This window comes from Helicobacter macacae MIT 99-5501 (genome assembly GCF_000507845.1).
Taxonomy (GTDB): domain Bacteria; phylum Campylobacterota; class Campylobacteria; order Campylobacterales; family Helicobacteraceae; genus Helicobacter_B; species Helicobacter_B macacae.
In genome coordinates, this window is record NZ_KI669454.1 from 599,705 (window position 1) to 620,837 (window position 21,133).

General features: G+C 39.1%; 22 protein-coding genes. 13 read left to right on the forward strand and 9 right to left on the reverse strand.

Going from position 1 to position 21,133, the window contains the following annotated elements:
* Positions 1-6: 6 nt before the first annotated feature.
* Complete coding sequence (gene flgG / locus HMPREF2086_RS02620; protein ID WP_023927207.1) at positions 7-795, reverse strand: flagellar basal-body rod protein FlgG; 789 nt, start codon at positions 793-795, stop codon at positions 7-9.
* Between the two features lie 389 nt (positions 796-1,184).
* Between flgG and HMPREF2086_RS02625 the strand changes: the two genes are divergently transcribed.
* The 10 genes from HMPREF2086_RS02625 (at position 1,185) to pstB (ending at position 11,036) form a co-directional block, all read left to right on the forward strand.
* Entirely contained in the window at positions 1,185-2,006 is an 822-nt protein-coding gene (locus tag HMPREF2086_RS02625) for a hypothetical protein (RefSeq protein WP_023927208.1), read from the forward strand.
* A gap of 358 nt (positions 2,007-2,364) precedes the next feature.
* A complete protein-coding gene (locus tag HMPREF2086_RS02630; protein WP_023927210.1) occupies positions 2,365-3,201 on the forward strand; it encodes a hypothetical protein in 837 nt (278 codons plus the stop codon).
* Between the two features lie 10 nt (positions 3,202-3,211).
* Positions 3,212-3,514 carry a hypothetical protein gene (locus HMPREF2086_RS02635; RefSeq protein WP_023927211.1) on the forward strand — a complete coding sequence of 101 codons (303 nt, stop codon included), beginning with the start codon at positions 3,212-3,214 and terminating at the stop codon, positions 3,512-3,514.
* Positions 3,515-3,697: 183 nt separating this feature from the next.
* The gene (locus HMPREF2086_RS02640; RefSeq protein WP_023927212.1) at positions 3,698-4,579 is read left to right on the forward strand and encodes a hypothetical protein; all 882 of its coding nucleotides are present in this window, start codon (positions 3,698-3,700) and stop codon (positions 4,577-4,579) included.
* Positions 4,580-4,651: 72 nt separating this feature from the next.
* On the forward strand, positions 4,652-5,572 hold the full coding sequence (locus HMPREF2086_RS02645; protein WP_023927213.1) for a hypothetical protein: 921 nt from the start codon (positions 4,652-4,654) through the stop codon (positions 5,570-5,572).
* A 3-nt stretch (positions 5,573-5,575) separates the two neighbouring features.
* Positions 5,576-6,904, forward strand: coding sequence for a C39 family peptidase (locus tag HMPREF2086_RS10635; RefSeq protein WP_023927214.1), 1,329 nt, complete (start codon positions 5,576-5,578; stop codon positions 6,902-6,904).
* A 362-nt stretch (positions 6,905-7,266) separates the two neighbouring features.
* Positions 7,267-8,178, forward strand: coding sequence for a substrate-binding domain-containing protein (locus tag HMPREF2086_RS02655; RefSeq protein ID WP_023927215.1), 912 nt, complete (start codon positions 7,267-7,269; stop codon positions 8,176-8,178).
* A gap of 81 nt (positions 8,179-8,259) precedes the next feature.
* Entirely contained in the window at positions 8,260-9,363 is a 1,104-nt protein-coding gene (gene pstC / locus HMPREF2086_RS02660; protein ID WP_023927216.1) for a phosphate ABC transporter permease subunit PstC, read from the forward strand.
* Positions 9,364-9,399: 36 nt separating this feature from the next.
* On the forward strand, positions 9,400-10,263 hold the full coding sequence (pstA, locus tag HMPREF2086_RS02665) for a phosphate ABC transporter permease PstA (RefSeq protein ID WP_023927217.1): 864 nt from the start codon (positions 9,400-9,402) through the stop codon (positions 10,261-10,263).
* Positions 10,264-10,280: 17 nt separating this feature from the next.
* Positions 10,281-11,036, forward strand: coding sequence for a phosphate ABC transporter ATP-binding protein PstB (gene pstB / locus HMPREF2086_RS02670; RefSeq protein WP_023927218.1), 756 nt, complete (start codon positions 10,281-10,283; stop codon positions 11,034-11,036).
* Between the two features lie 60 nt (positions 11,037-11,096).
* Here pstB and HMPREF2086_RS02675 read toward each other — a convergent pair whose 3' ends face one another.
* Both HMPREF2086_RS02675 and HMPREF2086_RS02680 read right to left on the reverse strand, forming a co-directional pair.
* Positions 11,097-11,375, reverse strand: coding sequence for a type II toxin-antitoxin system YafQ family toxin (locus HMPREF2086_RS02675; RefSeq protein ID WP_023927219.1), 279 nt, complete (start codon positions 11,373-11,375; stop codon positions 11,097-11,099).
* Positions 11,362-11,601 carry a hypothetical protein gene (locus tag HMPREF2086_RS02680; RefSeq protein WP_023927221.1) on the reverse strand — a complete coding sequence of 80 codons (240 nt, stop codon included), beginning with the start codon at positions 11,599-11,601 and terminating at the stop codon, positions 11,362-11,364. Before HMPREF2086_RS02680 ends, HMPREF2086_RS02675 begins: the two co-directional genes overlap by 14 nt.
* 160 nt (positions 11,602-11,761) lie before the next feature.
* On the opposite strand from HMPREF2086_RS02680, the gene HMPREF2086_RS02685 reads away from it, so the two are divergent.
* Complete coding sequence (locus HMPREF2086_RS02685; protein ID WP_023927223.1) at positions 11,762-12,307, forward strand: hypothetical protein; 546 nt, start codon at positions 11,762-11,764, stop codon at positions 12,305-12,307.
* A gap of 101 nt (positions 12,308-12,408) precedes the next feature.
* On the opposite strand, the gene HMPREF2086_RS02690 is transcribed toward HMPREF2086_RS02685, so the two are convergent.
* The gene (locus tag HMPREF2086_RS02690) at positions 12,409-12,639 is read right to left on the reverse strand and encodes a hypothetical protein (protein ID WP_023927224.1); all 231 of its coding nucleotides are present in this window, start codon (positions 12,637-12,639) and stop codon (positions 12,409-12,411) included.
* Positions 12,608-16,405, reverse strand: a complete 3,798-nt coding sequence (locus HMPREF2086_RS10640; protein WP_023927226.1) for a type IIG restriction enzyme/methyltransferase — start codon at positions 16,403-16,405, stop codon at positions 12,608-12,610. Before HMPREF2086_RS10640 ends, HMPREF2086_RS02690 begins: the two co-directional genes overlap by 32 nt.
* A 236-nt stretch (positions 16,406-16,641) precedes the next feature.
* Here HMPREF2086_RS10640 and HMPREF2086_RS02700 point away from each other — a divergent pair, with 236 nt between their 5' ends.
* Positions 16,642-16,872 carry a hypothetical protein gene (locus tag HMPREF2086_RS02700; RefSeq protein WP_023927227.1) on the forward strand — a complete coding sequence of 77 codons (231 nt, stop codon included), beginning with the start codon at positions 16,642-16,644 and terminating at the stop codon, positions 16,870-16,872.
* A 132-nt stretch (positions 16,873-17,004) separates the two neighbouring features.
* On the forward strand, positions 17,005-17,433 hold the full coding sequence (locus tag HMPREF2086_RS02705) for a hypothetical protein (protein ID WP_023927228.1): 429 nt from the start codon (positions 17,005-17,007) through the stop codon (positions 17,431-17,433).
* A gap of 46 nt (positions 17,434-17,479) precedes the next feature.
* On the opposite strand, the gene HMPREF2086_RS11370 is transcribed toward HMPREF2086_RS02705, so the two are convergent.
* The 4 genes from HMPREF2086_RS11370 to HMPREF2086_RS02720 all read right to left on the reverse strand — a co-directional run bounded on the left by HMPREF2086_RS11370 (position 17,480) and on the right by HMPREF2086_RS02720 (position 20,850).
* On the reverse strand, positions 17,480-17,623 hold the full coding sequence (locus tag HMPREF2086_RS11370; RefSeq protein ID WP_156921306.1) for a hypothetical protein: 144 nt from the start codon (positions 17,621-17,623) through the stop codon (positions 17,480-17,482).
* 45 nt (positions 17,624-17,668) lie between these two features.
* Positions 17,669-17,923 carry a hypothetical protein gene (locus tag HMPREF2086_RS02710; RefSeq protein WP_023927230.1) on the reverse strand — a complete coding sequence of 85 codons (255 nt, stop codon included), beginning with the start codon at positions 17,921-17,923 and terminating at the stop codon, positions 17,669-17,671.
* A 463-nt stretch (positions 17,924-18,386) separates the two neighbouring features.
* Positions 18,387-20,183: a sensor histidine kinase gene (locus HMPREF2086_RS02715; RefSeq protein ID WP_023927232.1), complete on the reverse strand. Its 1,797-nt coding sequence runs from the start codon at positions 20,181-20,183 to the stop codon at positions 18,387-18,389.
* Entirely contained in the window at positions 20,170-20,850 is a 681-nt protein-coding gene (locus HMPREF2086_RS02720; protein ID WP_023927233.1) for a response regulator transcription factor, read from the reverse strand. Before HMPREF2086_RS02720 ends, HMPREF2086_RS02715 begins: the two co-directional genes overlap by 14 nt.
* Between the last annotated feature and the right edge of the window lie 283 nt (positions 20,851-21,133).

Genomic DNA, 21,133 nt, shown 5'->3' on the forward strand with positions numbered 1-21,133 from the left:
ATTAGCTTATCGCTTGAGTGAATTCACCGTTTGTAGCATAGAGTCCGCTGTTTGTATCGTTTTGGAGTTTGCTTCATAGGCTCTCTGCCCTGTGATTAGGTCTGTCATTTCTTCTACAAGTTTGACATTGCTAAGCTCTAAAAACCCTTGACGAAGCGTGCCAAACCCCTCCGTAGTCGCCACACCTACGATAGGGTCGCCCGAAGCGGTTGTGTTTAGGTAGAGATTATCCCCTAGTGAGTGCAAGCCTGCTGGGTTGATAAATGTCGCAAGCTCGATTTGCCCTAGCACATTGCTTACGCCACTATTTGCTTGCACCACGCTGACTGTGCCGTCTGTGCCTATGTTTATTTGTGTGGTATCTTGTGGGATTGTGATTTGAGGCTGGAGGAGGTAGCCTTGTGCGGTTACCATATTGCCCGCGTCATCTAGCTTAAACCCGCCATCGCGAGTGTAGGCTATCGTGCCATCGGGCAAAGCGATTTGGAAAAATCCTTTTCCCTCTATGGCTACATCAAGGTTGTTTTCTGTCTCTTTTGGGCTACCTTGTGAAAAAAGCTTCTGTATTGCGCCCGGGCGCACGCCTAGCCCTACTTCTATACCTGTGGGCGACATTGTGGTTTCGCTCGTGGCAGTGCCTGCGTATTGCAAAGTTTGATAAAACAAGTCGTTAAATTCTGCCCTTTGCTTTTTATACCCTGTGGTGTTTACATTTGCTATGTTGTTTGAGGTGGTGTCGATTTGGAGCTGCTGTCCTAGCATACCTGTGGTGGCTGTGTATAGTGAGCGAAGCATAGTAGTCCTTTCTATTTTTGTGCTCTATTTGGCTAGCATTGGATTCTAGCTTGCGCGAAGTATAGCAAAAAGGATTCCAAATCAAAGCCAAAGACTTTGTTTAGTGGAAATTGTATCGTGAAATCTAGCAGAAATGATTTGGCTAAGTTTTGTCATCATTTGTAGTCGTCTGTCATTGTCTTTGAGTAGGTTTTGACTCAAGTTTTTTGGTATATGTTTCTTTAAAAGCCTAGCTTTTTGATTCTCAAAAAGTCAAGCAAAATGATAAATTATAAAAAACATAATCATTTTATTTGAATTTTGATTTTTTTTTTTTTATAATACGCTTGCTTTTGCAAAAAAAAAGCAAAATCTAAAAATCCCATAAAGGGAGTGAAAAAGGAGCAAAAATGCTAGACACAATCTCAAAAAGCCTAAAAAGCGCAAAACTTGGCTTTATCACATTTGGCACTTTAGGTGCGCTACTAGGCAGTGCGGAGGCTGCAAATATAATCACAGGCGGTGCTTCTAAGCAAGACTGCTATGATACAAATTGTGAGTTTGGTAGATTTGGCGTAGGTGGTGGATACTATGGATTTCAAGGTAGTGAGGCAAATGTAGATAACTACATAGGCTATGCCTCATTTGGTATAAAAGAAGTCTATAAAGCGCGATTTCAAGGGGAGTTTGACATTTTGCTAGGTGGGGGCAAAAGTGAGATAAAAGGTAGCACATTCCCACAAGGATTTAGGAGAAGTGCTGATTCGTTTATATTTGAGCCCGTTATCAAGCTCGGTGTAAATGTGCTTACCAAAAAAGCACCACTATTTGTAAATGCGCTCGTTGGCGTAGAGCAGTATCGGTCTGGATTTGGCGATACAAATAGGTTTTATAGGACTATCGGCTTCACAGGGCTAGAGCTAAATGGCGAAATCCCCGCTGGAAATAAGCTAAGAATCACTTATGGTGCTGGGTATAGCTGGATATTTGGCGCAAACTATCAATATGATGATACAAGGGCAAAAGTCAAAGGCTCTATATCAAACTATGCAGTAAATGCAAATCTTGGCTTTGAATATGATTTGCCTAAGGGAGTTTATGTATATACCAAACTCATCGGCAAGTATCAGCGCATAGACTCTGCTTCTAGTGCTATCTATAATGGCGCAAGTGTGAGCTATCCTCAAAGCAAAGGATTTGCTGGAATGCTAGAAGTGGGGCTTGGATTTTAGCCTAAATAAATCTTAGAATCGTGGAGGTGAAAGGGGGTATCTGCCTTGCTTGCGGTTTTTGGCAAGCAAGGCTTTTTTTTTGCGGATTTTTATCTAGCTTGAAAAAGTCTAGTTAAATTTAGTCATTTCTATATACTTTCTGCATATTTTTACACATTTTTGTATAAAATCGTAACATATTTGTATTTTTACAAAGATTAAAATATATTTTACTTGACAAATTATTTTTTATTCACTTATAATTTACTTGCCACCCCAAAAAGAATTGATAAAGAATTGATAGATTATTAAAATCTTTTTCTTTAGAAAATTCTTTTAAGAGGTGGCAAAATATTACTTCATTGAAAGGAGGCGAGAAATGAAACGAATCATTTCAGTCCTAATGTTTGGCGTTTTAAATAAAAAGTTGAGATTATCATTTGCCTTAGCTGGATTTTTTGGGATATTTGGTAGCGCAAATGCTGCTGGACTATGCTTTCAGGGCGATGATGAGCATTGCTTAAGCGGTAGGTTTGGTGTAGGCGGACTATACTCAAATTTTAGCGGAAGCGGTGCTGGCGTGAATAACTATGGTGGCTTTGTAAATGTCGAAGTAACCGAAGCATATAAAAGATTTCAAGCTATGCTTGGCATAAGGGTAGAGGGCGGAGGTGCTAGCTTCAAAGGAAGCACACTAGCCAATCTAGGCTTAGGCTCTGCGTTTTTTGGCGAAGAGACAAAAGTCAAGCTAGGTGCAAATGTGCTTACCAAAAGAGTGCCACTTTTTATAAATTTCGTATTTGGCAATGAGTATTACAGCACAAATCTTGACACAGTGCAAAAAAGAGGCTTTGAAAGGCTTATTTTGAATCTAGGCTTAGAGCTACAAGGTGCTATCCCACTAGGTGGAAAATCTCGACTAGAATATAGTGCTGGCGCAAGTGCTGTAAGTGCGTATTATGTGCTTGCCAAAACTTACGAAGCACGGTCTAGGGTAGATGATTTTGGGCTAGGTGTGAGTGCTAGCGTAGGCTTTGCAAACGAGATAAATGACCGCTATGAGTGGTATGCGCGTGTTGTCGGCAAGTATCAAAAGCTAGGCACATCTAAAGGCGTGCCGTTTTATCAAAATGGTGGGGTAGCTAACGCTACTACGATAAACTATCCTGCTAGCAACAACTTCGCTGGAATGCTAGAAGTCGGGCTTGGGTTCTAAAGGAGTGTAGATGAGATACTTTGGACTTAGTCTATTGTTTGTTTTTGGGATTTTGCAAGCTCAAGGTGCGGTGCAAAGTCCTGCACCGCAGTCTGTGCAAGGTAGTGCCTCTAACATAGAGCAAGGTGCTATGTCAAAGCCTTATGCCGAGTTCCTCTTTGGCACACAAAATCTAAGCAATCTAAATGTGGAGATTTTATCCCAAAAAGAGCTAGAAGAGACACAAGGTGAGTTTTTTGGCTGGCTTGGCAAATGGATTTCAAGGCTAAATATATGTTGCCTTATAAGCAGACCTGTGCAGGTTGTTAAGTAGCTTTATCTGTCATTACCACACATTTTTTTCAAAAAACACAATGTGTGGTGTTTTTGTTGTAAAAGCTAGTGCTTTAATCGTTGGTGCGTTGTGATACTTGCAATAATACGACTTGCCTTATTTAGACAAATCAAGTAGGGATTAAATCCCTGCTTGGCACATATAATCAAAAGGAGTCAAGAAATGACACTGATTCACAAGCAGGATATGCTAAACAAGCTACATAAAAAACAAAAAGGATTTTTTGGAAAACCAAATATCGCAAAACAAGCAAGCAAAATCCTTTTTGTTTTGGGCATAGGTGGACTTTCTAGTCTAGAGGCTGTTGGGCTGTGCTTTCAGGGAGATGAGGAGCATTGTCTATCGGGTAGGTTTGGTGTGGGTGCAAGCTACTTACACCTAGACTCATCGCAAGCAAAGGCACAATCTTATGGTGGGTTTGTCAATGCTGAAGCGACAGAGTCCTACAAGCGATTTCAGGCGTTGCTAGGTATCCGCTTGGGACTTGGTGGGATTACATATAGTGGGGCTACATTTGATAGCTTAGGTAGAGAAGAGCTAGCCCTAAACACAGATGTAAAAATCAAGCTAGGACTAAATATACTCACAAAAAATATCCCGCTTTTTGTAAATATAGTGCTGGGCGATGACTATTTGGGGGCTTCTTCGGCGAGCGGCACTACTTCTAAAGGGTTTAATAGAAATCTATTTTATGGTGGGCTAGAGCTGCAAGGAGCTGTGCCTGTGTCTAGCAAAGGGCGCATAGAGTATAGTGCTGGGTTTAATGCCATAAGTGGCTGGTATGAGCTAGGCAAGACTTATGGAGCAAAGTCTGGGCTAAAAGGCTTTAGCTACGGAGTGTCCGCAATTCTAGGCTATTCCCAAGACATAGATGAGCGCAAGGAATGGTATATCAAAGCCATTGGCAAATATGAAAATCTAGCGCAATCTAGGGCTGTCCCTTTCTATGCGACTTATGAGGGAAATCCAAATCCAAGTAGTTATAGAAGCTTTGGTGCTAGTCAAAATTTTGGCTTGATGATTGAAGCGGGGATTGGGTATTAGCATTTATCGCATTTCTTAGAGATTTTGCAAAAAGCAAAATCTCTGCATATATTATTCAAGGAATATCAAGTAATGCAAAACATTATTTATCATTTTAGATTTTTTAAAATCACTAGGATTTTTGCGCTATCTTTTGCTATGAGTGCAAGTAGCATAGTAGCACACGCAAAATCTGTAAATGTCGATGAGATAATGACAAAAAGCAATGACTTTAAGCTAATCACTTCTTTTTCTTATATAAATCTTTTAAGCAAAAATGCCTTTAGCGGAATCGCACAGATTCAGCTAGGTAATAATTCTCAAATCTCTGTGCCCATATCTACCACGACAAATCAAGACTATCTCGCTTTCTCTCTTTATGCGCGATATGGCGTGTATAAGCGTGTGGAAATCTTTAGCACAGTAAATGCTTTTTGGCAGCATAGTGTCGCAAAAAATGACATTACAAACACTTATGCTAGCAATAGCACAGGGGACTTTGGCTCGTGGAATGTAGGCGTGCTTGTAGAAGCAAAGCGTGAGGGCAAAGCCCCCGCACTTATGCTAGGAGCGAGTATGGACATCATAGAGAGGGCTTACTATCAAAGCGGGGCAAAAAACCTCCAATACGCCAAAAACTACAATTTCTTTGCGACAAGCTACTATACGATTGACCCTATCGTGCTAGCACTGCAAGCTAGCTTTTCGCTAAGCCTCGAAAAATCCCACCTATCCCAAAGTATAGACAATGGAGAGCGTATCTCACTGCGCCCTATGGTGTATTTCGCTGTGAATCCATACATATCACTAAATGCTGGCATAAGCTACCAATACCAAACCCGAGATAATGTAAATGGTAGCTACCTAGCCCCGCTTGGCTCTTCGCTCGGGCTAAATCTAGGGCTAGCTTATGAGATAATGGCAAATCTTATTTTGTTTGCAGATGCGGAGTTTCGCGAAAATGCGCAGTATAAGACAAGCTCGATTTCACTTATGCTATCTTATAAAATCTAAAAAATGATAAGAAAAATTTTTGCTTGTTGGTTTGTGCCTTGCTTCGTAGCGTTTGCAGAAGTGGGACAATCTAGTCAATCTAGCGCGCCACAAATATCTAGCGAACCACAAGTAGAATCAAGCACACAAAAATCTAGTCAAGCAGAATCTAACAAAGTGGATTCTAGCCAAGCAGATTCTAGTAAGGCAAAATCTAGCGAAGTAGAATCTAGCAATACAAAATCTAGTAAGGCTAGCAAGCAAAAATCTAGCAAATCTAAAAACACTAGCAAGCAAAAATTTAGCGTGCATATTTTTAGTTCCCCTTTGTTTTCGCCTCCATTTGCCCCGATTACAAAAGATAGGCAAATCACAAGCTGGAGTGAAATGCGTGATAAAAATCTCACAAAGCAAGAGTATGATTATAGCTGTGGTGCTGCTTCGCTATCAAGTATTTTGGAGCATTATTATGGGCTAGAAAACGCAAGTGAAAAAGAGATTTTGGATACGGTGCTACTAAAAAAGGGAATCGACATAAACCAAAAAGAAGAAATACAATTTGATGATGAGATGAAGCAAAAGGCGCATTTGTCGTTTTATGATATGGTGGGATATGCGGAGGATAGAGGGTTTAGGGCGTTTGGGTTGGCAGTGGATTTGCCCGCACTATATGAGCTAAAAGCCCCTGTCATCATCTATGTCAAGGTGCGAAATATTGAGCATTTTAGCGTGCTAAAAGGGATAGATTCTAAGTTTGTGTATTTGGCTGACCCGAGCTTTGGCAATATCAAGGTGAGTGTTGCAAAATTTGTAGAGATGTTTTATCCCAAAAAGACAAGGCAGGAAACAAGAGAGGAAAAACAGCAAGCAAAGCTAGCAAAAAAACCTAAAAAATCTTATAACGATGAAGCAGAATCTATGATGATGCAAAATCACTCCCAAAATCGTCTAATGAGGGGCAAGATAATGGCGATAGTGCCAAATATGCAATCCCCACAAAATCAAGCCCCACAAAATGAAAATCCGCAAAATCAAAATCATCAAAATCAAAATAGCCAAGATTTGACTACACAAGAAAATATAGCGCAAAACAACGATTTCACACAAGAAAAATCAACGCAAAATGACTTTGGGCAAAAAAACTTCGCACAAGAAAATTTGACGCAAGAAAAAAAGGACAAAGACTCTCTAGATAAATCTGCACAGGCAGATTCCACGCAAGCAATTCCACAAGCAATCCCGCAAGCAAAATCAAACACAAAACCAAAGATAAATGCAGAATTTATGAAGCTAGAAAAGCACTCTGGATTTGTCTATGAGGGCATAAAAGATATGCTATTTCTAAGGCAGTGATATGCCTATTTATGCTAGGGCAAAAATCTTGCAAAAACTTTTTATCAGTTTTTTACTTAAATTTTTTTTTCAAATTAAAAAAAACTTCTTTCAAAAATACTTCAAAAATTTAAAACCCCCACTTGAAATCTGCTAAAACTTTTTTGAAACTTCTTTGAGATTTTGCTAGATTTTGCAAGCTAAATTTTGCAAAACTTCGCTTGATTCTCGCACTTGAAGCGACATATCACAATGCACATTTTACATAGATTTTACAAAAGCCTGCTAGTTGCTTTTACACTGCGTTGTTATGATTTCGCTGTGTTTGGATTGCGTATGTTGCAAATTCGCACAAGTAAATCAAATCAACAAAAGGAGATACAATGTTGAAAAAAGTTCCACAAACAATCAAAATCGCTCAAATAATCGGGCTTATCTCTTTGGTGCTAGCTTCTTTGGCTTTAAGCGGAGGATTGCTAAAGGCTTCACAAACGGGCAAAATCAATGTGATTTCGCGCGAGGACGGCTCTGGCACAAGGGGCGCGTTTGTAGAGATTTTTGGGCTACTTGAGTCCCAAAACGGCAAAAAAGTAGACACCACAAGCCTAAAAGCAGAAATCACAAACTCTACCGCCGTAATGCTAACAAGCATAGCAAATGATAAAAACGCAATCGGCTATGTCTCTCTAGGCTCGCTAAAATCAATAGTAAAGGGCGTAAAAATTGACGGCGTTGCGCCAAGCGTGGAAAATATTAAGAGTAAAAAATACGGCATTTCGCGTCCGTTTAATGTCGTAATGAAGGCAAAATTTATGAGCGAATCTATCAGTAAAGCCACGCTTGTAAGGGACTTTTTGGATTTTAGTAGGGCAAATGTCGCGGTAATCACAAAGGCTGGATATATCCCGCTTGAGCTAGGCAAAGACGCCAAAAAAGCAGGTAGCAACAATCTAAGTGGCAAAATCATAATCGCAGGCTCAAGCTCTATAACACCGCTTATGGAAAAACTAAAAGAATCATACACTGCGCAAAATCCAAGCGTGAATATTGAGATTTTGCAATCCGATTCGACAACGGGCATAAACTCTGTGGTGCAAGGAATCGCCGACATTGGAATGGTAAGCCGTGAGCTAAAGGACAAAGAGTTAAGCTCGGGTGTAAAGGCGGAAGTTTTAGCCATTGATGGCTTAGCTGTGATAGTGAATCCACAAAACACCATAAGCGATTTGAAAAAAGAGCAAGTAAAAGATATTTTTAGCGGCAAAATACTTAAGTGGGAAGAGCTAGCAAAATAGTATGACTTAAAATGGAAGGGACACCTAAAATAATTTTCTAAGCGTAAAAATCTCACAAAATCTCACAAAAAAGGAGTGTCTATGCAAATTTTTGCCCAAAAGATTTTGCAACTACTAGATATGAAAAAAAAGATTTTACCTGATTTTTTTGCGCAAAATATTTTTCCACAAAATCAGTTTTTGAGAGATTTTATCACGCGAGAAAATGACAAAAAAACTTCACAAAAAAATCCAAAATCCCCCAAAAAACCAAAGAAACCCAAAAATCATATTGTTAGATTTTTTGCGTTGCGATTTTTGCGCGTGTTTAATGTGATAAAAAAACAAAACAAAAAACACAAAAAAGATATTTTTAGCCTTGAGTTTTTTGCTTCAATGCTTTTTGGACTTTGCGCGGTAGTGTGTATAATTGCCGTGATTATCATCTGCGTATTTTTGTTTGGCAATGCTATTCCTACAATCTTTAGCATAGGGGTTAGCGAATTTTTATTTGGCGAAGTGTGGCAACCGCTAAATGAAGTTTTTGGGATTTTTCCTATGATTGTGGGAAGCCTTTATGTAACGGCTTTGGCGATTTTGTTTGGTGTGCCTTTTGGGATTTTGTGCGCGATTTATTTGGCTTACTTTTCGCGCCAAAATAAAATCATCACGCCTTTGGTAGAGCTAATGGCTGGGATTCCTAGCATTGTGTATGGATTTTTTGGGTTGATTGTGATTGTGCCGTTTTTTGCCCAAGTCTTTGACACAAATGGCAAGGGGCTAATAAGCGCGTCTATCCTTTTGGCAATGATGATTTTGCCGACAATCATTTTGGTATCAAAGACAAGCATAGAAGCCGTTAGCAAAAGCTACTATGAGGGCGCAATCGCGCTTGGTGCGAGTAAAGAGAGAGCGGTGTTTTTTGTCGTGCTAAAGGACGCAAAAAGTGGGATTTTGGCAAGTGTGATTTTGGGCGTGGGACGAGCTATCGGCGAGGCGATGGCAGTGATTGTCATCGCTGGAAATCAGCCTATAATCCCTACAAGCATAAGCGATGGACTTCGCACACTTACGACAAATATCGTGCTAGAGTTGGGCTATGCAAGTGGGATTCACAGAGACGCGCTAATCGCTTCAAGTGCGGTGCTATTTGTTTTTATACTGCTTATCAATATGTGCTTTTTGGCACTAAAGAAAAAATCATAAAAGTTTTGGTGTAAATGCGCTAAAAAGGGGCTAAAAATGGGATTCAAAGAAAAAATCGACAAACAAATGATAGCCACCATAAAATCGCAGGATTTCTTGTCGCTATTTTTACGCGCTATTATTTATATCGGTGTGTTTTTCACACTTGCTACTATCGCGCTAATCGTGGGCTATATTTTAATCAAAGGCATTCCGCATTTAAGCCTAAAGATTTTTGAGTTTGAATACTCTACTTTAAATGCTTCGATGACACCTGCAATCATTAACACGCTTTTTATGATTTTGCTTTCTTTGGTTTTTGCACTGCCTTTTGGAATCTTTGGTGCGATTTTTTTGCAAGAATACGCTAAAAACACTAGCTTAGTAGTCGCGCTTATAAATCTGGCTTCGCAAGTGTTAGTGGGGATTCCTAGCATTGTGTATGGGCTTTTTGGATTTTTGGCTTTTGTGATTTATTTTAAAATGGGTGTGAGTATGTTATCTGGTGCGCTAACTCTAGCGGTGATGATTTTGCCATTGATTTTGACTGCCACGCAGGAGTCGCTAAAGTCTGTGCCACAGGCTTACAAAGAGGGCAGCTTCGCGCTTGGGGCGGGGAAGCTACGCACGATTTTTGTGGTGGTTTTGCCTTGTGCGATGAGTGGGATACTAAGTGGCGTGATTTTAAGCATAGGGCGTATAATAGGGGAGAGCGCGGCATTGCTTTATACTTCTGGGAGCGTGGCAAAGGTAGCTGGGGCAAATGACTCTGGGCGGACACTAAGCGTGCATCTCTACGCGCTTTTGAGTGAGGGGCAGTTCATTGAGCAGGCTTATGCTACGGCGGTGGTGCTATTATTTATCGTGGTGGGAATCAACCTGCTTTCAAATGTGGCAATCAAGCGATTCGGCGCGAAATAAGTAAAAAGGAGTGAAAAATGGGCGTTGCATTTAAAATCAAAGATATGAATCTATATTATGGGGATTTTCGTGCGCTAAAAAATATCAATTTGGAATTGCAAGAAAACGAGATAAGCGCGTTTATCGGTCCTAGTGGCTGTGGAAAATCTACTTTGCTAAAAAGTCTAAATCGTATGAATGACTTGGTAGAAAACTGCAAAATCAAAGGGCAGATTTTGCTAAATGATAAAAATATCTACAAAAACTACAATGTCAATCTGCTTCGCAAAAAGGTGGGAATGGTATTTCAAAAGCCAAATCCATTTCCTATGAGTATCTATGAAAATCTAACATTTGGTCCCAAAACACACGGAATCAAGGACAAAACCAAACTAAATGAAATCGTAGAGAAATGCCTAAAAAATGTCGCACTTTTTGATGAGCTAAAAGACAGACTGCAGACTTCCGCGCTATCGCTTAGCGGTGGGCAGCAGCAAAGGCTGTGTATCGCTAGGGCTTTGGCGATAAATCCTGAGGTGATTTTGATGGATGAGCCTACAAGTGCGCTTGACCCGATTTCTACGCTTAAAATCGAGGAGTTAGTCAAAGATTTGCGCTCCAAATACACCATAATCATCGTTACGCACAATATGCAACAAGCAATGCGTATCAGCGACAAAGTGGCGTTTTTTTGGCTGGGTGAAATGGTGGAATTTAACAAAACTAAAATAATCTTTAGCGATGAGGCAAAAGAGAAAAAGACAAGGGACTATATCGCAGGGAGATTTGGGTGAGATTGGTGGAATCTTATAGTTGTGGTGGGCGTTTTGCAAAGGTGGCGAATCTTATAAATTTTACTTTTTGAAAAGTTTGCTATGGCTTCCCACACGCAAGGCATTTAGCTGTAAAATATCATCAAATTTTTCATAGATTAAAAGCAAATCTGGCTTTATGTGGCACTCTCTAGTGCCTTGCAGATTGCCATTTAGCGCGTGGTCGTTATGCTTTGGCTCTAGTGTTTTGCCATTTGCGAGTTTGTCGATTAGTGCGTCTGTCAAGTCTTTTTCTTTGGTTTGTAGCTTTTTGTAGTCCTTGATGAAACTTTTTGCGTAGTTGATATTATATTTCGCCATTTTCTACTGCTATTCTAAATTCTTTCGCGCTACTAAATGTCCGCAATGTGCCGTTTTTACGCGCAGATTCAACCTCTGCCTTTGCTTTTAAAATCCCTTTTTCAAATTTTGTGAGTTTTGGTTTTTTGACTTTTTCAACCCTGCATTTTGCATTCATCGCCTTGCTAAGTGCCTTAAACGCAGGGAGAAACTCATCTTTGACATTTTCTATCACTAAAGTGCTCATTTGCAGATTCCTTATTTTAGATTTTGGTGTATTGTAGCATACTTATTTTGATTCAAAGGGTTTAATTAAACTCTACGATTTTTTACTTTATGTTATTTTTAAGTAGCAATTAAGCAAAATATGTTACAATTCTACACAAATTTTGATTATTGGGATAAAAATGACAATAGACTTAAACAAGCAAATCGCACTATTTTCGCAAAAACGATTGCAAAGCTATGAATCCACCGAGCAACACAAAGAAAATTTCTTGCTTATACAAAGATTATGCGCTAAAATCGGGCTTTTGGAAATCATCACGCGCAATAAAGTCGCACAGATTTTGCAAATAGGCGATGATGAGTTTGTATCTAAGCAAACGCTAGGCTTTTGGGGCGATAAAATCAATGAGTGCAAAATCCACAATGCCCTTGTAAATCTAGCGCATATAGATTTCAAAAAATACTCAAAGTTTAATAAAAAAGACAAAATGCGGAACTATCAAAAAGTCATCGTGGCTTACGCGCTATTTCGCACGATGAGAAACCGCGCTTTTCACTTTGAAAATCTTTTCAAACGCAATGCGAATGGGACTTCTAGGCTTTCTACTTGTCTAACTTTTGGCAAAACAAAAATCGTGGCGGGGATAGAGCCAGACAAAATGGAAGCATTTTTAGATGATATGATAGAGGCTTTTGATAGCGAGTTAGCAGGATTTTTTGATTGAAGTGATTGAAAGTTTTGCTTAAGGCTAAAAGGTGGCGGTAAAGCACCGCCGTGAATACGCGCAAATTATAGCGCGTTTTTAGTGCGTTGTCAATAGTAGTGCTAGGTGGATTCTATGATTTTTATTTCGTTTGAATCTAAATCATAGAGTTGATAGACTAGCTTATCGATTTGAGATTCAAGCGTGGTGGTGTCGCTTTGCGAATCTTTTGCTTTTAGCTCTAAAATCTTATCGACTAGATTCACAATCTTATCTGCGATTTTTTGATTTTTGGTGTTTAGCTTTGGAATCGGTAATTGCTCATATAAATATGTTTGAATCTCTGGGAACAATTCCTCTTTTTTTGGTTGTGAATTTTTTAAGATAATAAAAATTTAGCAGTTTTGAGTTTAGCAATGCTAGGATAAATTTGGGATTATATTTCGCATTTGTGATTTTTATGCCATAGATATTTTTGGTAAATGCGTAGGATTCGCTTGTCATACTAGCACTCAAACGCTTATCGACACGCCTTAAATAAATCAAATCTTTTGATTGAAAAAAGTCAAATAATCTTTGAATATCTTTTAGTTTTGAATCTATAAAAGTTTGATTCCACTCAACGCTATACGCCTTTACTTCGCCACCACATAAAATTTTCATTCCTTTGCGAAAATCTCTCACAAAATTCTTGCCATATTCTGCGCCGCGCTTTGTTTGCATTATTGATTTTAGCAGAATCGTATCTTTGCAAATCTTATCAAATAGTGCAATCAAATTTTTATCCACATTAAAGATAATTTCACTTTTGGCATTTTGTGCAAAAATATCCTTTTCTACATTGTCGATAAAATTAAAAATTTCATTTGTTTCTTTGTAGTGTTTTATGGTGCTTTGATTTGGGGTGCAGATTTGAATCTCAGCTATGACATTTTCAGTTTTGGCGCGTGTGAATGGATTTGATTCGCTTAATGAAAGCAAATTGACTTTTTCTAAAAAATATTTGCGCATTGATTGCAAACTCTCATTGACAAGCCAAAATCTAGGTGTGATAAAATTCACATAATAATTTGGCTTTGCGATTTTAAAGCCCATTTCAAAAAACATTGTGTATAGGTCGCTATTCCATTTGTATTGCGGATATTCTATCTTTCTCTTTACCACATACGGCGGATTACCTATAATCAAATCAAATCCCATAAAGTCGCCTATGGAATCAAGTTCATTGGGCGTTGGATTTTGTCCTGCGCGTTTTTTCGCGTTGTGTAGTTTTGCTTTTTCTTGCTTTGATTGCAAGGATTGCAAATCAAGCACTTCAGGGAATTCAAATCGCCATTCAAAAGTTTGTTGTTCTTTTATGGATTGTATGTTGTCAAAATCCGCTTTGATAGAATCTAGAAGTTTTTGCCCTTGGTTGTCAATCTCTTTTGGAGTGGAATACTCAAATACATCGTCTTTGTTTGCTTGTATTTTTGGAATAAATTTCATTCCATTATTTCTACTGATTTTTATCATTTCCATACCAAATGGTGTCCCAATATCAAACACCTCGTCCCCATAGATTTCTATGAAATTTTTAAGTTTGTCCTTCATCTGTTTTGATACAAAGCTATTATCCAAAAGCGTAGTTTTGAAATATGATTTGATAGATTCTATCTCTTTAGCGATTGCTTGCTTGTCGCCTAGTTTTTCTTTGTAGGTTTGCACCAAGTCGTTATAGCGTAAAAGTTTTTCTCTAAAATTTTGAGAGAACTCAGAATTTTGATTTTTGAGCCATTTTAGGGTATATGGCTTTGGATTGCCATTTTCATCGGATTCATTGAGCTCAAAAAGGCTTACTAAGCTATTGCCACACTTTATGTTTATGTCAATATTTGGGAGCGTTTGCAGTTCTTTTGAAGCGATATTTTCATAATAGCTGTATTTGAGTAGCTCTATCCAAAGGCGTAGTTTGCAGATTTCTACAGAATTTGGGTTTATATCCACGCCAAAAAGGCAGTTTTCGATAAGCTCTTTTTTGGTATAGAAAATCGCCTTTTGGATTTTGTGCGCTTCTATGCCCTCGTGTGCGGGAATGGCATAATCTAGCATTTTGCCCTGCGAATCTTTGATAAGCAACTCATCATTTTCTAGTGCCAAATCAATGTCGCTAAGTCGCCTCCCATCGCAATCAAGCAATAATCCCAACTCACTTTTTATAGAGATAAGCTCATTTAGCGCGGAGACTAGGAAGTGTCCGCTCCCCACCGCAGGGTCGCAAATGCGGATAGAGAGAAAGATTTTGTTGTATTTGGCTAAAATCTCTTTTGTGCTGTCATTGTGAAATTCCACGCATTGCGTGGATTTACCCACCCCTAAATCCCCTCCGCAGGGGAGGGGACTTTTTAAGTCGTGGCAATCCAAAGTTTCCCCCTCCCTTGCGGAGGGGGCTAGGGGGTGGGTATCTATTTTATGGATTGCTTCGTTATGGCTATCGCCACTGCCTCGCAATGACGAATCTAGCGCATTTCTAGCGTGGCGGATTTCGCGGTGGATTTCGTCCTCTATGTCGGCTATGGTTTTGCACTGCCATTTTGGATTCGCGCTATTAAATTTTTCCACCACGATTTTGCGAATCGAGCTTTGGCACATATAGCGCGTGATAAAGCTAGGCGTGTAGAAAGAGCCCTCTTTGTAGCCATTTAGCTTTTCAAAGACTAGCCCCAAAACAGCGGAGTTTATGAGCTTATCGTGGTTTGTCTTGGCGTAGTTTTGCACATCGCTAGGCGTGGTGGTGAAGTCATAAGCGTGTAAAAACGCAAATAAATACTCTAGCAAGGGAAGTGAATCATCTTTGCATATATATTTCTCACGCAAAGTTTTATCACGGCGTAATATCGAATCTGGCGCGATTTTTAGCTCTCTAGATTCAAGAGTGGCGATTTCAAAGCCTTGCGATTCAAGCGCGGATTTCTCAAAAAGGCTAGAGTTTAGATAGGGGATATTTGCTAGATTTTGCGGAATGTCGGCGCGATTTTTCACGGCTAGGACTTTGAAAAATAGCGTATTTAGCGCACCAAAATCACGCAAAATGCTAATGTCTAAAAAGGGCTTCTCAATGTGGCGGAAACTTAGTAGCATTGATTCAAGTAGGCGTAAGAATAAAATGCGGTTATTCCACAGCATAATAAGCGGGAAAATGTGGGAGTCGAAAATGTCGGCTGAATCGCTAGAATCTTGGCTTGATTTGCTCGAATCGCTAAAATCTCGTGGCAGTTTGTCGGCAAAGTCGCTTTTGATTGAATGCAGTAGCGTGTTTGGCGTGGGGCTTGGCAAAATCAGTGCCTTGCGGTTTTGCTCGACTTGCACTAAGCCTAAAATGTAGAGTAGCTCTTTGTAAAATCGCTCATTTAGCGTGTTTGCATCGATATAGTGCGGGATTTGTAGCAAGACGCTTGGCGATAAAAGCGCGTAAAATAGGGCTAAGTCGCGTGGCTTTTCTACAATGGAGGCGACATTGACATAGCAAAACTCTAGCGTGGCATCAATGTCTGGCAAAATCCGTGCGATTTCATCATAAAATTTGCTCGTGCTTGTGTCTGTGCCCTGCTTTTTATCGCAGTTCTTATACGCGGTGTCAATGCGCTTTTGTGCTGCTTTGTCAGCGTTATTTGCGAAAAGTTTGTGGTAGGCTTTGGCGTTTATTATGTAGAATTCGTGCGCGGTGCAAAGGATAATGTGCTTTATGTTGTTGTTGGTGTGAGATTCGCGCAGGTAGTAGAGAATGGACTCATAGAATGCTTTGGATTCCAAAGATTCCCCCTCCCTTGCGGAGGGGGTTAGGGGGTGGGTTTGATTTTGTGGCGTTTTGACAAATTCTGCCTTGTTGCTAAGCGACTTGACTTCAAAAAGCACTTTTGGAATATCATCATCATAAATCGCCAAATCCGCCTTACCGCGCGTATTACAATCATAATCAAAGGTGGTGGATAAAAACTGCGCGATTACATTCTTTTGGAACTCCTCGCTATCACCTTTTTGCGCGTTTTTTGTCATAGTGGCAATCGCGCTTGCAAACTCGCTCAAATCCTCGCTAGGAGCTAAATCTCTACACTGCCCCCCCCCCCTTAATGAACTCATCTAAAGCGATATGTTTGTAAATCATCGTTGTCCTTTTGTGAAATCATTGGGAAATCAAATTATACAACACAAAATTGTGTTTCTGATTTTTGCAGTGCGACTTATCAAAAATCGTGGAATCTTAAGTTGAGCATAAGTTGCAAAGTATTACAATTATTTCACTTGTGGTTATTTAACATTGTCGTTTTTGTTGCTGCTTAGCTATAATATTCCAAAATCAAAAGCAGGATTGATTTATGAGTAAAAAAGACGAAATCAAGGCTAGAATTAGTATTTTTCAAGCTATTATTATTTTGCTTATAACTACGCTATTTGCTATATTTGGTTATACGGCGATTCACTATAAAGAGTATGATTTGATGCTTGTTGTATGCACAGTATTAGCTTGTGTGTTTCTTGTGGTTATGATTTGCATTTGTGTGAAGTATTTTCTAAAATATGTAAAAAAATTAAGGAGGCTAAAATGATTGGTGTGGTTGCTGTGGTATTTGCTTTTATTGCGTTTTTTGGCTCGCTACTTTATGTGGCTTATGCTGTTGGTAGGGATTAGAATTTTGCTACTCCTTATGCTAGATAAATTCAAATAAGCAATAGTAAAAATGAATCACTTGGACGAACAGCATATACACATCTTGCAGGGAATTTATAAATCATCTTGTGGTGGACTAAAGAGAGTATTGATTGGGGAAGATGGTGGCATTTACATAGCGAATACAAAAGAAAGATTAGATTGTGTACATTGCTTAGAATTTCTACAAGAACAAGGGTATATTGCTGGTATAGAAAAGCCTATACAAAGAATGAATGGCGATAAAGTATATATCTTGAATATAGAAATCACTAGGGAAGGAATAGAATTTGTCAAAAATTTAGAAAATCAACAAGATATAATCCAAAATGAAAACACCAAATCATACAGAATCTCACCAAAAATAAAATCTGTATTGTCAAAAATTATCATTGGCGTTGTTGTTGGCATTGTTGCAACTGTTGTTGGTGGCTTGATTTTGCATTTTTTAACTAGATAGTAGATATTTTACTAAAGATTTTACATTCAAACTCCACAACTATCCCTTAGCCTATCCACCACAGCATTTGTAATATCCTCACCACTCCAAACGCCTCCCCGCTAAATTTATCCTCTCCATTCGCATAGCACTTCACAATCCAGCGATTGCCCTCTTGTTTTATAGGTATCCAAAAATGATAGCCCCTCATTCCCTCTTTTTTTAGAAATCGCTTTGTAGATTTTCTCTAGCTCACTTATTTTGCGTGTGTAGTCGCTCTATCCAACGCTAAAGATCCCACCCTTATAGTAGCTGTATTTGGCTCTTTTGAAGTCCCCTCCCTTAGTGCAAGGGGGGTTGGGTGGGTATCTTTTTTGTTAGTAAAAAACGCGGAAAACTCGTCATTATACCTCACTTTTTCGTCATTGCGAGAATTTGCGTTAGCAAATTCGTGGCAATCCACCACGCCGTCATTGCGAGGCAGTGGCGAAGCCGCAACGAAGCAATCCATTTATTTATTTTGTGGATTACTAAAGAAACTTTGACTTCGCCTTGTTTTGCCACGCAAGTATTGCGACTTGCTCGCAATGACAGAAATATTTTCGTTTGCTTTGTTGGCAACGGAAGCATTTGCATTGCTAGCAGTTGCTGACTTTACTTGAAGCACGGAGGTGGTATCTACCCACCCCCTTAATCCCCCTCCGCAATGGAGGGGGAAATAATTGGTTTGTCTGCATTTGTGCTAAGGGAGGATAACTCTTAAGATTGTCGTATTGAGTGCAAGCGAAATATCTAAATGAATTTGCACATTACTTGTTTGCTTGGATACTTTTGCATTTTTTGATAGTTTTAAGCTTTTGAATTTTTGGATACTTCGGTTTCTTGCGAAACTTCAGTATGACAGCTTTTCATCATTGCAAAGCTTGCCTTTAGGCTTTGTAAAATAATCGTTGTCCTTTGTCAAAATCGTTGTTCTAAGTCAAATGATGCAAATTTTCAAAAGTTATGACAAACTCACTACCCTTGCCTAGCTCACTATTTAGCGTGATTGTGGCGTTGTGGATTTTGGCTACGCGCTTGACTATGGCTAGTCCTAGTCCGTTGCCACCTAGCTTTTTGCTACGACTTTTATCTATGCAATAAAATCGCTCAAAAACGCGCTCTTGCTCACTTGGCGCGATGCCTATGCCATTATCACTCACGCGTAGAATCACACCATTTTCATCGCTCTTTAGGGTGATTTTCACGGCACTACCTTTGGGGCTGTATTTGATAGCGTTTTCACTAAGGTTGTAAACCATATCCTCAAGCAAAGCTGGGATACCCAATACTTCAAATTTTTGCACTTCAAAATCTTGTGATTTTTCTAAATCACGATTCGTGATTCGTGAATCGTGATTGCCCAAAATCTCTGCGGAAATTTTTATGTCTTTGTCCTTTGCTAGATTTTGTAGATTTGGCAAAATGTTTGCGATGAGGTTTGGTAGATTTACACGCTCTTTTTGTGGACAGTTCGCGCTTCTCTCAAGCGATGAGTCCAAAAACGAAATTTTTAAAATTTTGTCAATGAGTGTCAAAAGTCGCTTTGACTCGCTATAAATCCTAGCGATAAACTCATCTCTATCTTTATCTAGCACAAGCCCATTGCAAAGCATTTCACTACTTGCGAGTATGGCAGATAGTGGCGTTTTTAGCTCGTGGGTTACATTGGAGCTAAACTCTTTTCGTAGCTCAAAAATATCTTTTTGCAGACTTTTATCAAATAGCAAAATGATGATTGCTTTTAGCTTGTCTTTGATAAAAATAGGCATACAAATGACTTGTAAAAAATACTCATTTATGCTTATCTCAAAGGTTTGATTGCTTGAATCTATGCTTTCTTTTATCGCGTGGGTAAAATCACTCATAAGCGCGAAAATATTGATATGCTGATTGTAAGGCGTTAGTCGTAAAATCTGCAAGGCTTTGGCGTTGCTCTGTGTGATATTGCCTGTGCTATCTAGGACTAAAAATCCCTCGTTCATATTTTTTGTGATTATGTCAAATTGTAATTTGCTTTGCTTTATGGATTTTAGCTGTTTTTTGATTTTCTTTTTTTGCTTGGAGATTTGCTGCATAAATATGTGTAGCTCGGCGTAAGGATTGGTTTTTATGGGGTGGGAGAGATTGATATTTTTGATAGGGTTTGTGATAAGTCTTGATAGCAAAACGCCCAAAATCACGCTTGCAATCGCGCTAAAAAATAGCAGTGTAACAAAAAGCGAAGTGAAGTTTTTTAGGTAGAGGGAGTCTTTTTGCTTGCTTACGCGCAGTATGACTTTTTGTGGTTTGTTTTGCTGGAGTTTGTTTTCAAGTTTGCCAAAAATGCCACTATCTGCAAAGTCGCCTTGCGGAGAAATAAATTTTGTGAAGTATAGATTTTCTTTATGCTCTGTGCTTGATAGCCGCAGGGATTTGTGGCTTTTGCCTTGCAGTAGATTTTGCACTTCCTCGCGCTCTAAGTGATTATCAAGCGTGCGTATGTCGATTTTGTTGTCAAAAAGCACTTCCCCTTGCAAAGAGATAATACTCACACGATAGGCAGAATCAACATTTGGGGCTTTGTCAAATGAGTTTGCATACTCCTCTAAATCCCTAAACACTTCTTCTTGGTGCTTTTGGTGCAAAAACACCGCGCTAATGACTATGCTAAGTAGCTGCACAGACACGATAAGCAAAAAAATCACAACCACAAGCCTAAAAGATAGGCTTTTTGGTTTAGGAAATCTCATCAAATACATATCCCACCGAGCGAATGTTTTTTATACATTTGCCATAAGAGCCAAGCTTTGTGCGCAAGGAGCTTATGTGCATATCCACAGTGCGAGTGTTATCTACGCTATATCCCCAGATAGATTCTAGTAAGTCATCTTTGCTAAAGATATTGTTTTGGTTGCTAAAGAGCAAAAGCAAAAGCTCAAATTCTTTTTTGGTAAGGCGGATATGGGAATCATCTATGCTTACTTTGTGCGAATTTGGCAGGATTTTTAGCCCTTTGTATTGGAGGGTGTCATCTAGCTTTTTTGTATTTCGGCGCAAAAGGGCTTTGATTCTAGCGATTAGCTCTAGTGCTGAAAATGGCTTTGTGAGATAGTCATCTGCGCCCAAATCAAGCCCGTTTATTTTGTCATACTCGCTACCTAGCGCACTTAAGATGATGATAGAAATGCCTTTGTATTTTTGATTTGCCCTCAAAGTCTTTATCACACTAAGCCCGCTTTCATTTGGCAGCATAATATCACACACCAAGACTTGACAAACCTCTTTTTCAAGCGCGTTATAGAGGCTTTGTGCGTTTTCAAAAATGAGTGAGTGCATATTTTGATTTTTTAGCGCGTAGGCGACTAGCTCGGCGATACTTTGGTCATCTTCCAAAATATAGACAATATTTTTAGACATATTTCTACTCCAAAACCTTGCAAAATCTATTGCTGTATTATAGGCTAGATTTGTCCCTATACTATACACTATCTTGCTTGCAAAATGCGCAAAAACGCCAAGATTTTACAAAGATTTTACATTTTGATTTTGCATTGTGTTTAGCATTTGAGAATCTTTGTAGAATCTAAACACAATTTAAGCCCATTTTGTATAAAATTTTGAAATTTTGCAAAAAATAAAGCATAGACGCAAAAAGCAAAATCTAAACGCAGTGAAACGCCCTACAAATCGCAATAAAATC